The 13,672-nt window shown below is 61.2% G+C and carries 10 protein-coding genes; 3 read left to right on the plus strand and 7 right to left on the minus strand.

The window, feature by feature from the left end:
* Positions 1-18 precede the first annotated feature (18 nt).
* The 4 genes from KGB27_RS18490 to speB form a co-directional block, all read right to left on the minus strand.
* The gene (locus KGB27_RS18490; RefSeq protein WP_008034261.1) at positions 19-1,398 is read right to left on the minus strand and encodes a sodium:solute symporter; all 1,380 of its coding nucleotides are present in this window, start codon (positions 1,396-1,398) and stop codon (positions 19-21) included.
* A 189-nt stretch (positions 1,399-1,587) separates the two neighbouring features.
* On the minus strand, positions 1,588-3,099 hold the full coding sequence (locus tag KGB27_RS18495; protein ID WP_008034259.1) for a purine-cytosine permease family protein: 1,512 nt from the start codon (positions 3,097-3,099) through the stop codon (positions 1,588-1,590).
* A 54-nt stretch (positions 3,100-3,153) separates the two neighbouring features.
* Positions 3,154-3,576 (minus strand): YybH family protein, encoded by a 423-nt coding sequence (locus KGB27_RS18500; RefSeq protein WP_008040968.1) that lies wholly within the window; start codon positions 3,574-3,576, stop codon positions 3,154-3,156.
* A gap of 9 nt (positions 3,577-3,585) precedes the next feature.
* Complete coding sequence (speB, locus tag KGB27_RS18505; RefSeq protein ID WP_008034256.1) at positions 3,586-4,536, minus strand: agmatinase; 951 nt, start codon at positions 4,534-4,536, stop codon at positions 3,586-3,588.
* A 341-nt stretch (positions 4,537-4,877) separates the two neighbouring features.
* Between speB and KGB27_RS18510 the strand changes: the two genes are divergently transcribed.
* Positions 4,878-5,771 carry a LysR family transcriptional regulator gene (locus tag KGB27_RS18510; RefSeq protein ID WP_008034255.1) on the plus strand — a complete coding sequence of 298 codons (894 nt, stop codon included), beginning with the start codon at positions 4,878-4,880 and terminating at the stop codon, positions 5,769-5,771.
* 4 nt (positions 5,772-5,775) lie between these two features.
* Entirely contained in the window at positions 5,776-6,372 is a 597-nt protein-coding gene (locus tag KGB27_RS18515; protein WP_008040967.1) for a tRNA-uridine aminocarboxypropyltransferase, read from the plus strand.
* A gap of 135 nt (positions 6,373-6,507) precedes the next feature.
* On the opposite strand, the gene KGB27_RS18520 is transcribed toward KGB27_RS18515, so the two are convergent.
* Genes KGB27_RS18520 through KGB27_RS18530 form a run of 3 tightly spaced genes read right to left on the minus strand, consistent with a single transcriptional unit; the run spans position 6,508 to position 11,410 of the window.
* A complete protein-coding gene (locus tag KGB27_RS18520; protein ID WP_223481428.1) occupies positions 6,508-7,863 on the minus strand; it encodes an HlyD family type I secretion periplasmic adaptor subunit in 1,356 nt (451 codons plus the stop codon).
* Between the two features lie 10 nt (positions 7,864-7,873).
* Positions 7,874-10,033 carry a type I secretion system permease/ATPase gene (locus tag KGB27_RS18525; protein WP_008034252.1) on the minus strand — a complete coding sequence of 720 codons (2,160 nt, stop codon included), beginning with the start codon at positions 10,031-10,033 and terminating at the stop codon, positions 7,874-7,876.
* 18 nt (positions 10,034-10,051) lie between these two features.
* Complete coding sequence (locus KGB27_RS18530; protein WP_008040966.1) at positions 10,052-11,410, minus strand: TolC family outer membrane protein; 1,359 nt, start codon at positions 11,408-11,410, stop codon at positions 10,052-10,054.
* Positions 11,411-12,000: 590 nt separating this feature from the next.
* Between KGB27_RS18530 and KGB27_RS18535 the strand changes: the two genes are divergently transcribed.
* A partial coding sequence (locus KGB27_RS18535; protein WP_223555674.1) for a retention module-containing protein occupies positions 12,001-13,672 on the plus strand: 1,672 nt, incomplete at its 3' end.

The following is a 13,672-nucleotide window of genomic DNA, read 5'->3' on the forward strand; positions in this document are numbered from 1 at the left end:
CAAGTCGTTATAGAAAGCTTAGATGGCGTTCGCCACCGCAGCCGGGCGGCGAGACATCAGGCTCACCACAATGAAGCTCACCAGACCTGCGAGCAGGCTGTAGTAGATCGGGGTGTTGGCATCCAGACCGTCCTTGACCATGAACAGCAGCGCAGTGGCGAAGCCCAGGCCCATGCTGGCGATGGCGCCGGCGGTAGTGGCGCGTTTCCAGAAAATCGCACCCATCAGCGGGATCAGCATGCCGCCGACCAACAGGTTGTAGGCCAGGGTCAGGGCGCTGATCACATCGTTCACCACCAGGGCGATACCCAGCACGACAATACCGGTCAGCAGCGTCACCAGGCGGTTCAGGCTCAGGCTCGACTGTTTACCGCCACGCAGTTTAGGTAGCAGGTCTTCGCTCAGAGTAGTGGCGGCAGCCAACAGGCCTGCGCTGGCGGTGGACATCATGGCGGCCAGTGCAGCGGCGATGACCAGGCCACGGATACCGTCAGGCAGCGACAGTTTGACGATGGCGGCGAAAGCGTTGTTGACGTTGTCCAGATCCGGGATCAGCACGTGAGCGGCCATGCCGATCAGGGCGCACGCCAGACCGTAGATGATGCAGTAGAGGCCTGCGGCAGTACCGGCGTATTGCGCGACCTTGGCGGTCTTGACGGTGAACACCCGTTGCCAGATGTCCTGACCGATCAGGATGCCGAAGAAGTAGATCACGAAGTAGGTGATGATGGTGTCCCAGCCGATGGTGGTGAAGCTGAAGCTTGCCTCCGGCAGTTTGGCCACCAACTGATCCCAACCACCGACGCGATACAGGCAGATCGGCAACAGGATGAACATCAGGCCCACGGTCTTGATGACGAACTGGACGATGTCGGTCAGGGTCAGGGACCACATGCCGCCGATCGCCGAATAAATCACCACCACACCACCGCCGACCAATACCGACAGCCAGAACGGCAGGTCGAACAGCACTTGCAGCACGGTGCCGATGGCCAGGATCGAAACCACGCCGATCATCAGTGCATACGCCAGCATGATCACCGCGCTCGCGGAGCGGGCCATCGGGTTGTAGCGTTTTTCCAGCACCTGGGTAACGGTGTAGATTTTCAGTTTCAGCAGCGGTTTGGCGAGGAACAGGTTCAGCGCCACGATCCCGCAACCGAGAGCCGCGCAGAGCCAGAAACCGGAAATGCCATGGACGTAGCCCAGGCGTACGGTGCCGACGGTAGATGCGCCGCCCAGAACGGTAGCGGCCATGGTGCCCATGTACAGGCTCGGACCGAGGTTACGACCGGCGACCAAAAAGTCTTCGTTGGTCTTGGCCTTGCGCATGCCGTAGTAGCCGAGTATCAGCATCGCGGCGGCGTAGATGAGTACGACGAATAAATCCAATGCCATGATGGCGTGTCTCCGATTGTCTTTTTTATGGTGAGGCGAAAATCAATCTCTGTGGAAAAACCATCCATGTAGGAGCAAGGCTTGCCCGCGAATGGAGCGCCGCGGACAGTCAGGCAGACCGCGTCATCGTTCTTCGCGGGCAAGCCTCGCTCCTACAGGTAATGCGTTTGCCACAGGTAATGCGTTTAATCAGGCGGCTTGTCGCAACGCCGGTTTACCGAGCGAATCCGTGCTCTTGCTGCGTGGATCATTCGGGCCGAACACCGCAGCCGATTCCGGGAACAGGCTCAGCAGCGCCAGGTACACCAGCGAGGCCAGGCCGAGGGTTACCGGCAGGCTGATGTCGATGCCATCCGCCAGGTTCCCCAGTACACCCACGAATTGCCCCGGCAGGTTCACAAAGCACAAACCGACCAATGCACTCGGGATCCAGGCACCCAGCCCACGCCAGTTCCAGCCGTGGGTGAACCAGTAACGACCGCCTTTCTCGCCGCGGGTGAACACTTGCAGGTCATCCGGGCAATAGAAGCCGCGGCGTACCAGCAGGCCGATGATCATGATCACCATCCACGGAGTGGTGCAGGTGATGATCAGCACGGCGAAGGTCGACACGCTCTGCACCAGGTTCGCTGCAAAGCGACCGATGAAGATGAAGGCAATCGACATCACACCGATCAGCAACGTGGCCTTGACCCGCGACAGCACACGCGGGAACACGCTGGACATGTCCAGCCCGGTGCCATACAGCGAGGTGGTGCCGGTGGACATGCCGCCGATCACCGCAATCAGGCACACCGGCAGGAAGAACCAGCTCGGTGAGACGGCCAGCAGGCCGCCGACGTAGTTGTTCGCGGCGATGTAGTCCGGCGCCTTGATCGCTACGATAGTGGCGGTGGCGAGGCCGAACAGGAACGGGATGAACGTTGCGATCTGCGAGATCACCACCGCGGCCATGATCCGGCGCTTGGAGGTTTCACGCGGGATGTAACGCGACCAGTCGCCGAGGAACGCGCCGAAGGAAATCGGGTTGCTCATCGCCACCAGCGCAGCGCCGATGAAGGCAGCCCAGAAACCCGGTTGGCCCATGCTCACGGTGCCGGCGTAGTTCACATCGAAAGGACCGGCGAAAGCGAAGATGCCCAGCAGGAACAGCAGGCTGGCGCTCCACACCGCGATCTTGTTGACCCACAGCAGGAAACGGAAGCCGTAGATGCAAACCGTCAGTACCAGGATCGCGAACAGACCGTAGGCCAGGCCCAGGGTCAGGTCGGTTTCCGGCAGGCCGATCAGGCGTTTCGCCCCACCGATCAGCGCATCACCCGAACTCCACACCGAGAGCGAGAAGAAGGCGATAGCGGTCAACAACGACAGGAACGAGCCGACGATCCGCCCGTGCACGCCGAAGTGCGCACCGGAAGACACGGCGTTGTTGGTGCCATTGATCGGGCCGAACAGGCCCATCGGCGCGAGGATCAGCGAACCCAGCAACACGCCCAGCACAATCGCCCAGACGCCCGCCTGGAATGACAGGCCGAACAGCACCGGGAAACTGCCGAGCACGGCGGTGGCAAAGGTATTGGAACCGCCGAAGATCATCCGGAACAAGTCCGTCGGGCCTGCGGTGCGTTCGTTGTCCGGGATCTGTTCGACCCCGTAGGTTTCAATGTGCGTAAGGCTTTGGTCGTTGTTGTTGTTATTCATGATCTGCTCCGATCATAAAGGCGCGCTCATCGTGTGTGAGCGTCACCTGTTTGGCTAAGGGGTTGGCAGCCCTTCCGGCATTGCGGACAAATGTTCGTGGCAGGCCAGCCATAGGCCTTGTTGTTCTTGGCCAGACGCTTGTTTCTTGAAAACAATCGTCTCGCGCTCCTGGCTGAAGTGTTGCTCCCCTTGCATGCGCAGCTCGGTGGCCACGTCATGGATGAAAATCGCGACGTCACCCTGCAGGCTGACGAAAGCGTTGCTCGAGGTGCACGACAGCACCTCGAAGCCATCCTCGGCACGCCAGGTGTCCCACAACGCCTGATAGGCATCGCGCGACAGCAGAGGCTGCTCGAGGGTGTAGAAGACGAAGCTGGCATCGGCGCTGAAGGCGCCGAAGTAGGCTTCGCGATCATTACGGGCAAAGGCTGCCACCAGATCGGCGGCAGCGTGCAGAACCTGATCACGCTCGTTCATGACCAATCCTCAGCGGTGGGCCACGCCAGGCAGTACGCAGAGCATTTCGTACAGCAGGTTGGCGCCCAGCAGCGAGGTGTTGCCGGTGGTGTCATAAGCGGGCGAGACTTCTACCAGGTCGCAACCGACCAGGTCGAGACCTTGGCAGCCACGAACGATCTCGATTGCCTGAATGGTGGTCAGGCCGCCGATTTCCGGAGTGCCGGTGCCAGGTGCCCAGGCCGGGTCGATACCGTCGATATCGAAGCTCAGGTACACCGGACCGCCGCCGACTTTCTCGCGAACTTCGGCCATCAGGGGGGCCAGGGATTTGTGCCAGCATTCTTCGGCCTGAACCACACGGAAGCCCTGATTGCGGCTCCAGTTGAAGTCATCGGCGGTGTAGCCCTGAGCGCGCAGGCCAATTTGCACTACACGGTCGCAATCCAGAAGACCTTCTTCGACGGCGCGACGGAAGGTGGTGCCGTGGGCGATTTTCTCGCCGAACATGTGATCGTTCACATCGGCGTGAGCGTCGATGTGCACCAGGCCGACCTTGCCGTGCTTTTTGTGGATGGCACGCAGGATCGGCAGGGTGATGGTGTGGTCGCCGCCGAGGGTCAGGGGGATCACATCGTGTTCAAGGATGTTGTCGTAGGACTCTTCGATGATCCGCACGGCGTCGAGCAGGTTGAAGGTGTTGATCGCGATGTCGCCGATGTCGGCAACCGACAGCGAGTCGAACGGTGCTGCGCCGGTGGCCATGTTGTACGGGCGGATCATGACCGATTCGGCGCGGATTTCACGCGGCCCGAAACGGGTGCCAGGGCGCAGGGAAGTACCGATGTCCAGTGGGATGCCGATAAAGGCAGCGTCCAGGCCGGCAGCGGTAGGTACATGGGGGAGTCGGAGCATGGTGGCGATGCCGCCGAAGCGCGGCATTTCGTTGCCGCCCAGTGGTTGGTGAAGAATCTTGTCCACGGGTAGGGCCTCATCGTCGTTGTTTTATTTATGTCGGTTGCACCGCACCGGGGAGGCTCGGGCACCGTTAGGGGCCGATTCTGCGAAATGTAGTGGCCGGGAAGAATCGCTACGGACAAATACTTAGTTCAGATTTTTCTAAACTAATGGCGGGAGGGGGGATAGACTTCTCGCCAGACACCCTGCCACGGTGACCCCTTGTGGGAGCGAGCCTGCTCGCGATGGCGGTGGGTCAGTCAACATTGGAGTTGATTGTGCTGCCGCTATCGCGAGCAGGCTCGCTCCCACAATGATCTTCATTGTCTTCAACCGTGTGGGTTACCCCAAGATCGGAGCTTTCGATGGCCAACGCTTTACCCGACCTGAAACTATTACGCATCTTCGTCAGCGTGGTCCGCCATCAGGGGTTTGCCAACGCCCAGCAAGAGCTCAACCTCTCGACCTCGGCGATCAGCACCTACATGAGCCAGCTCGAAGCGGCCCTCGGTCTGGTGCTGTGCCATCGCGGGCGCGGCGGTTTCAGCCTGACCAGCAAAGGCGAGCTGTTCCATCAGGAAACCCTGCGCCTGCTCGGCGAACTTGAAGGCTTCGAGCAATACGCGGCGGCGCTGAAGGGCGAATTGCGCGGTACGCTGAACCTCGGCGTCATCGACTCCACCGTCAGCGACAAGGCCTTGCCGTTCGCCGAAGCCATCGGCGCCTACAGCCAGGAACACCCGGCCGTGCATTTGCACCTGTCGGTGATGAGCCCGTACGAGCTGCAACTCGGCGTGCAGGACAACCGCCTCGACCTGGCCATCGGCGCGTTTTCCACGCGCATGAGCGGGCTGGTCTACATGCCGTTGTACCGCGAGCAACACTGGCTCTATTGCAGCAGCCGTCATCCGCTGTTCACCGAGCGGCGTATTCCCGAACAGGTCATCACCCAGCAGCGCATGGTCGGTCGCGGTTATTGGAGCCAGGCCGAACTGGCGCGCCACGGCTTCAAGCACAGTGCCGCGACCGTGGAAAGTATGGAGGCGCAGTTGATTCTGGTGCTGTCCGGCGCCTACATCGGTTACCTGCCGGAGCATTACGCCCAGGCCTGGGCCGACAAGGGTGATTTGCGCGTGTTGCTGCCGGCGACCTTCGGTTACCAGGCGCCGTTTTCGATGATCATGCGCCGGGGCCGCAGCCGCGAACCGTTGATCCAGACCTTCCGCGACCTGCTCAAGGCGCAGCTCAATCAGGCTTGAAACCATGTCCAGAATCCAATGCCCGCGCTGTTTGCGTCCGCAAACCCACTGCCTGTGCCCATTGATCCCGAGCCTCGACAGCCGCACTCGGGTGCTTCTGTTGCAGCATCCGAGCGAAGTGAACCATGCGCTGAACACCGCAAGGCTGGCGGCGTTGGGGTTGAACAATGCCGAATTGGTTGTGGGTGAGGTGTTCGAGGATTTGCCGGCGCTATTGAATCAGCCGGGCTATCAGGCGCGATTATTGTTTCCGGCCGATGATGCGCAACCGATGCAGGCTTACACCGCAAACGATGAGCCACTCTTGTTGGTGGTGCCGGACGGCACCTGGCGCAAGGCGCGCAAAATGCTGCACCTCAATCCGTTGCTGGCGGCATTGCCCCGAGTGACTTTGGTGGAGGGTGGCGTGTCGCGGTATCGCTTGCGCAAGGCGCCAGCGCCGGGGGCGTTATCGACGGTGGAGGCGATTGTGCAGGCGTTGCAGACGCTGGAAGCGCCTGTCAGTTTCGAGCCGTTATTGAAACCGTTCGAGGCGTTGATCGAGGGGCAGATTGCGGCGATGGGGGAGGAGGTTTTCCAGCGCAACCACGGTCCGAAATAATCGTCAGTGAGGGCCTCTTCGCGGGCAAGCCTCGCTCCTACAGGTATGCGTAATGTCGGAATCAACGCATAACCTGTAGGAGCGAGGCTTGCCCGCGAAGAGGCCGGGTCAAACACCAAATTTTTCGGAAAGTGATTACCGCTCCCGCATCGCCTCCGTCCGCGCTTTCAACACCGGTTTCAGCAGATAATCCAGCACACTCTTCTCCCCGGTAATGATATCCACCGTCGCCACCATCCCCGGAATGATCAGCAGTGGTTTCACATCCCCGCCCAAGTGGTTTTTATCGGTCCGCACCTGAATCAGATAGAAGCTGTTGCCCTTGTCATCAGTAATCGTGTCCGCACCAATCAACTCAAGCCTGGCACTCAACCCACCATAAATCGTGTAGTCGTACGCACTGAACTTGACCATCGCTTTCTGCCCCGGATGCAGGAACGCCACGTCTTGCGGGCGCACCTTGGCTTCGATCAGCAGGTTGTCTTCGATGGGCACGATTTCCACCATGTCGCTGCCCGGCTGGACCACGCCGCCGATGGTGTTGACCTTCAGCACTTTGATAATCCCGTGTACCGGCGATACCACCGTGGTGCGGCTCACGCGGTCGTCGATGGCGATGCTCGACGCGGTGATTTTCGACAGCTCGGTGCGTTTCTCATTCAGCTCCTTCGCCGCGTCCGAACGGAAGGTTTGTTCCGACTCGTCGATCTTGCTTTTGATCTCGTTGATCGCCGACTCGGCGCGAGGAATCGCCAGCGTCGTGGCATTCAGCGAGCCGCGAATCTCCACTGCGCTGCGTTTGAGCCGCAGGATTTCCACCGGCGACACCGCCCCGGTGCCCACCAGTGGCGCGGACATGTTCATTTCCTGTTGCAGCAGCGCCAGGCTTGAACTGTATTGCCCCTGTTTGGAGCGGAACTCCGCCAGTTCCTGGGTTTTCTGCCGCAGTTGTTCGGTCAGCGTGCGTTGCTCGCTGGCCAACCGGCGTTGCCGTTGTTCGTACAGCGAGCGCTCGTCCTCGGCCACTTGCGGGGCTTTGGCGATCACCTCCGGCGACAAACTGAACGGCCGTCCCTCGGCCTCGGCAGACAGGCGTTCGACCTGCGCGGTCAAGGCATAACGATCCGCTTCACTCTCGCCCTTGTTCGACAGAAACCGCGTGTCATCCAGGCGCAGCAGCGTGTCGCCCTTGTTCACCATTTGTCCTTCGCGCACGAAAATCTCGGTGACGATGCCGCCCTCCAGGTTCTGGATCACTTGAACCTTGCTCGACGGAATCGCCTTGCCTTCGCCCATGGTGACTTCCTGCAACACGGCGTATTTGGCCCAGACCACGGCGCTGATGATCAGCGCAGCGGCGAGCCACACGGTGATCCGCGACCAGCGTGGGGAATCCTGCAACGAAGCGCCGGCCGTCTCCGGCATGAACTCGCTTTCGGCGCTTTTGCTGAAGCTGTCGAAGTAGCCGCGTGAGCTTTGTGACGATGACATGAGCGGACTCCTAGACGGCCGCAGAGCCGACACGGCCCTTGCGCAGTGCATCGATGACCGCTTCTTTCGGACCGTCGGCGACGATCCGCCCGTTGTCGAGTACCACCAGCCGATCCACCAGGCTGAGCATCGAGGTGCGGTGGGTCACCAGCAGCAAGGTTTTGCCCTGGACCCAACCGTGAAGTTTTTGCCGCAGAACATCTTCGCTGCTGTTGTCCATGGCGCTGGTGGGTTCGTCGAGCAGCATGATCGGCGGGTCGAGCAACAAGGCGCGGGCCAGCAATACCGCCTGGCGTTGCCCCCCCGACAGCAACTGCCCGCGTTCGCCGACGGGCCGGTCAAACCCTTGTGGGTGTTGACGCGCGAGCTCGGTGACGCCGGTCAGTTCGGCCACTTCCAGCATCCGCGCATCGCTGATGTAGCGTGCGCCGAGTGTCAGGTTGTCGCGCAGGCTGCCGGCCAGCAACGGCAGGTCATGGGCGACATAACCGATCTGCTGGCGCAGGTCGGCGACGTCCAGTTGCCGCAGGTCCAGGCCATCGAGCAGCAACTGGCCTTCTTCCGGTTCGTAGAACCCCATGACCAGTCGCCCCAGGGTGCTTTTGCCCGAACCGCTGCGACCGATGATGCCGACCCGCTCACCGGGTTTGAGGCTGAAACTGATGTTGGCCAGCGCTGGTGCATTCTGGCCGTTGTAGCGAAAGGTCACGCCGCTGACGTCGAGGGCGCCTTGCAGTTGCGTGCGCTCCAATGGCCGCTGTTTCGCATCGCGCTCCTGCGGCAGGCCCATCAGCGCATCGGTACTTTTCATGGTCAGTTGCGCTTGCTGATAGCGCGTGATCAGCCCGGCGATCTGCCCCAGCGGTGCGAGTACGCGACTGCCAAGCATGTAGGTCGCCACCAGTGCGCCGACGCTGAGGTTGCCGGCGATGATGCTGTAGACCCCGGCGACGATGGTCGCCATGCCGGAGAACTGCTGGATGAACAGCGTGCCGTTGGTGGCCAGCGCCGAGAGGTTGCGCGCGTGGCTGTCGAGGCGGGTGAGGGCGCCGTGGGTGCTTTCCCATTTGTGCTGGCGCTCGCTTTCGGCGCTGCAGGCCTTGAGGGTTTCCAGGCCGCCGAGGGTTTCGATCAGCAACGCCTGGCGTTCGGCGCCGAGGGTCAGGCTTTTTTGCACGGTGTCGCGCAGCCGTACCTGAATCACCATTGCGAACAGGATCGTAATCGGAAACGCCAGCAACGGAATGACTACCAGCCAGCCACCGAGCAGGCCGATCACCACCAGCATCAGCACGGCGAAGGGCAGGTCGATCAGGCTGGTCAGCGTAACGGCGGTGAGGAATTCGCGCAGGCCCTGGAAGTCATGAATGCTCTGGGCGAAACCGCCGATGGTCGCTGGCCGCGCTTTCATCGACATGCCGGTGATGCGTTCGAACAAGGTCGCGGACAGGATCACGTCGGTCTTCTTGCCGGCGGTGTCCAGCAAATGCGCGCGGACCACCCGCAATGCCAGCTCGAAACCGGTGCCGATCAGCAAGCCGATGGACAGCACCCACAGGGTCGAAGTGGCCTGGTTCGGCACCACGCGGTCGTAGGTCTGCATCACGAACAGCGGCACCATCAGCCCCAGCAAGTTGATCAGGAAACTCGCCAGGATCGCATCGCTGTACAGCCATTTCGACAGCTTCAAGGTGTCGCGAAACCACGCTTCCACACGCGGCACCAGAGGCGAACGCAGGTCTTCGAGTTCATGCCGTGGCCGGGCGAACAAGGCCTGGCCACTATAACTTTCGGCCAGCTCTTCACGGCTGACCCATTGCTCGCCGCCGTCGGCTTCGCTCGGCAGAATCAGCAGGCGACCATCATCGCCAAAGCGACGCAGCACGGCGGTGCGACCGTTGTCGAGGATCAGCAGTACGGGCAGGTTGAGCGCAGAAATGTCGTCCAGTTCACGGCGCAACAAACGCGCCTGCAAGCTGGCCCGGGCCGCTGCGCGCGGCAGCAGGTCCAGGCTCAGGCGTTGGTGTGCCATTGGCAGCCCGGCACTCAGGCTGGCACGACTGACCGTCGCGCCATGAAGTTTGCAGAGAATCAACAGACCGTCCAGAAGCGGGTCATCGAAGCTCAGCCGCGGATCGACACCAGTGTTGCCGGATTCCATGCTGGTCACATTGCTCGCTCCAGTACGCTACTTCAGTTCAGGCAAACGGGCTTCGTTTTTCACTTCGGTCTGGGCAATCGCGTCGGCGGGTAGTACCACGCGTTGTTTGCTCAGCAACTGGCCCATGTTTGCCAGCACGCGGTACATCGAGAATTCCTCGGTGTAGCGCACTTCGGTATAGCGACGGTTGGCGTTGTAGAGTTCGTTTTCACTGTCGAGCACGTCAAGCAGGGTCCGTTGGCCGAGGCCGAACTGGTCCTGATACGCCGCCCGTACACGGGTGGTGGTTTCGGCGTATTCGCGGGCAGTCGGGGTTTGTTTTTTTGCGTTGACCATGGCGTTCCAGGCCAGGTGAATGTTCTCGTTGAGCTGGCGCAGGGCGTTGTTGCGGATGTCCATGGCCTGGTTGATCTTGTGCGCGTCGGAGGCCAGTCGCGCCTTGTCGCTGCCGCCGCGGAACAGGTTGTAGTTCATCACGACGCCGACGCGCCATTCGTTGTCGTGGCCTTCTTCACCGGCGATGTTGTTATTCGCCCCCACCGCGGCTTCAGCGTCGAAGCGTGGGTAGAACGGCGACTTGGCGACTTCGTACTGGCTCTCGGCCGATTGCACATCTGCCTGGGCCGATTTCAGGTAGGGGTTGTTGTCGACCATGCTCTGTTGGGCATCCCGGATCGTGGCCGGCAATTCGCCGCGAATCGATGGCAGCGTTTCCAGTTCATCGGGCATGCGCCCTGTGACGGCGTAGAAATTCGCTTCGGCATCGGCCAGATCGACTTCGGCGGTGTCGAGGTTGTTTTCCGCGAGTGCCCGACGCGCCACGGACTGGTCGGCGTCAGCGGTGCTGCCGATCCCGCGCTGGGTGCGCAGGCCGATCTGGTCGTTGACTCGCAGGTGGGCTTGCAGGTTGTTCTTGGCCAGTGTCACCAGTTCGCGGCGCTTGAGCACTTCGAGGTAGACCTCGATGGTGCGCAGGGCCAGATCCTGTGCAGTGCCCTGCGCGTAATAGGCCCGTGAATTGACCACGCCTTTGGTGCGCTCGACTTCGTTGGCCGTGTTGAAGCCATCGAACAGCATCTGCCGCAGACGCAGTTCCGATTGGGTGTAATTCAGGATTTCCGTGTGGTGATTGCCGAAGGCCCGGGTATTGGTGTTATCGCTGTACCCGCGCCCGTACGAGGCGTTCAGGTCCACGGAAGGATAAAAGCCCCCCTTGGCGACTTTCACGTCTTCATCGGCCGACAGACGGCTGTCCACCCGCGACGCCAGTTCCGGGTGGGTCGCAATGGTGCTCTGGATCGCCTCGGTCAGTGACATGGCGTGAGCCTGAGAAGTACAGGCCATCGCCAATAGAATCGCACTGCAGATGGGGTTCAATCGGCGCATGGGTACATCTCCCTGAGTCCTAATGGTGCTTATTAGTCGCCAATTATTTGACGGAATTTATAGGTAAAACCGTTTCATGCTCTTTACAACAGAGCTAAGAACATTCTGGGAGGAATCTAAGAAGGATTTCTCATAAGGGTTATGCCAAAAAAAACTTATGCGCTCTGCAAAATCCAGCACATTGTTCACGTCGAAAGCCCTTGATTTATGAGCGTTAGGGCGCTCGAAAGGGCAAAAGGAAAGTTCCACCCACATATCGACTAGGGCGTAGAAGTGCTGGAGGGGAGGGACGCGAAACGGTTTTCTTGGTGACGGTTTTTTGTCACTTGGTTGGTTCAGAACCGTTACGCATCGCTCACTGGACGAGGTGTTACCGAACAGGATCCCGATGCCTTTGATTGCAGAGGGTTTTATTCCGTAGCGGACACGTCGCCCGTGAGCGACACGCTTGGCGAGATAGTCGCCAGGGCAGTGGCTTGGTGTTGACGAGCTGCTCCCCGGAAGAGGCTCGCCGGCCACCGCTTGACCCATGAGCACGTTCTTCGCAAACAACAGGATGCCGACGGCAGTCGGCAGCGGAGGAAGTGCACATGGCTACGCTCATCGGTATCGTCAGTAAGGTCATTGGTCAGGTGTTCGCCCAGGGGAGCGACGGTACCCGGCGTGTGCTGATCGAGGGGGACCGGCTGTTTGCCGGCGATCAACTGATCACCGGGGCCGAAGGCGCGGTGGCGGTGCACCTGCAAAATGGCCAGGAACTGACGCTCGGGCGTGGCAGCAGTCTGCAAATGAACCCTCAGTTGCTGGTGGATCACGCCTCCCATGTGAATACACCTGAAGCGACTACGCCGACTCAGGCTCAACTGTCAGATGTCGAGCGAGTGCAAAAAGCCATCGCTGCGGGCGACGACCCGACCCAAACCGCTGAAGCGACCGCGGCGGGGCCGGGCACACAAGGTGCGCCCGGCGGTGCATTGGGTGGCGGCCATAGTTTTGTGCTGCTGGAGGAAGTGGCCGGGCGGGTCGATCCGACTGTCGGTTTTCCCACTGCGGGCTTCAATGGTGTTCCCGAGTTTCCCCGGGAGCGTCTGGCCGGTGATCCGGACGCCGGTGATCCGGACAATGGCGGCAATGCGACCGCTGCACCGATTGTGGCGGATACCCCGGATCGTCCGGATCGTCCGGACATTCCGGATACTCCAGACAATCCAGACAATCCCGTCACCCTGGATGGCCTCGACGTAGAGGGCGGCGAGCTGACCGTCTACGAGAAAAACCTCACCTACGGCACCGACCCGGACGCACCGGCGCTGACCCAATCCGGCACCTTCACCGTCACCGCGCTGGACGGTCTGCAAACCCTCACCGTGGGCGGCATCGCCGTGGTCACGGCGGGCGTGGCGGCAGGTTTCCCGCAATCGAGCGAGACCGACACCGGCGCGATCTTCACCATCACCGGTTACAACCCGGCGACCGGCGTGGTGAGCTACAGCTACACGTTGCGTTACGACAGCGACCACCCGAATGCCAGCGGTGCCGACAGCATTTCCGAACACTTCGACGTGGTGGCCAAGGATGTCGACGGCAGCACCGCAACCGGGCAGATCAACGTCAACATCGTCGATGACACACCGAACGCCAACCCGGACGCGACCTCGGTGGTGGAGGGCGGCACCGTCAGCGGCAACGTGCTGTGGAACGACGTCGCCGGCGCCGACGGACCCTTGCTCGGCGGTGGTGTGGTCGGCGTGCGCGCCGGCTCGGACACTTCGACCCCGGTCAACGGCGGCCTCAACACCCACATCAACGGCACCTACGGTTACCTGACCCTGGACGCCCAGGGCAACGCCGAATATCACAGCACCCCGAATGCCGTGAACGGCCCCGGCGCGACCGACGTGTTCACCTACACCCTGCGTGATAACGACGGTGACGAAAGCACCACGACCATCACCATCGACGTCACCAATGGCTGCATCAGCCCGGTCACCCTCAACGGCCTCGACGCGTATGGCGGTGAACTGACCGTTTACGAAAAAAACCTCACCTACGGCACCGACCCGGATGCTCCGGCCCTGACCCAGACTGGCACCTTCAACGTCAACGCGCCGGATGGCCTGCTAACCCTCACCGTCGGCGGCATCGCCGTGGTCACGGCGGGCGTGGCGGCAGGTTTCCCGCAATCGAGCGAGACCGACACCGGCGCGATCTTCACCATCACCGGTTACAACCCGGCGACCGGCGTGGTGAGCTACAGCTACA

This window comes from Pseudomonas sp. BF-R-01 (genome assembly GCF_019946615.1).
Taxonomy (GTDB): domain Bacteria; phylum Pseudomonadota; class Gammaproteobacteria; order Pseudomonadales; family Pseudomonadaceae; genus Aquipseudomonas; species Aquipseudomonas migulae.

Coding starts and splice junctions, on each gene's coding strand:
- KGB27_RS18490 (WP_008034261.1), bottom strand. CDS start 1,398: ATGGCATTGGATTTATTCGTCGTACTCATCTACGCCGCCGCGATGCTG.
- KGB27_RS18495 (WP_008034259.1), bottom strand. CDS start 3,099: ATGAATAACAACAACAACGACCAAAGCCTTACGCACATTGAAACCTAC.
- KGB27_RS18500 (WP_008040968.1), bottom strand. CDS start 3,576: ATGAACGAGCGTGATCAGGTTCTGCACGCTGCCGCCGATCTGGTGGCA.
- KGB27_RS18510 (WP_008034255.1), top strand. CDS start 4,878: ATGGCCAACGCTTTACCCGACCTGAAACTATTACGCATCTTCGTCAGC.
- KGB27_RS18515 (WP_008040967.1), top strand. CDS start 5,776: ATGTCCAGAATCCAATGCCCGCGCTGTTTGCGTCCGCAAACCCACTGC.
- KGB27_RS18520 (WP_223481428.1), bottom strand. CDS start 7,863: ATGTCATCGTCACAAAGCTCACGCGGCTACTTCGACAGCTTCAGCAAA.
- KGB27_RS18530 (WP_008040966.1), bottom strand. CDS start 11,410: ATGCGCCGATTGAACCCCATCTGCAGTGCGATTCTATTGGCGATGGCC.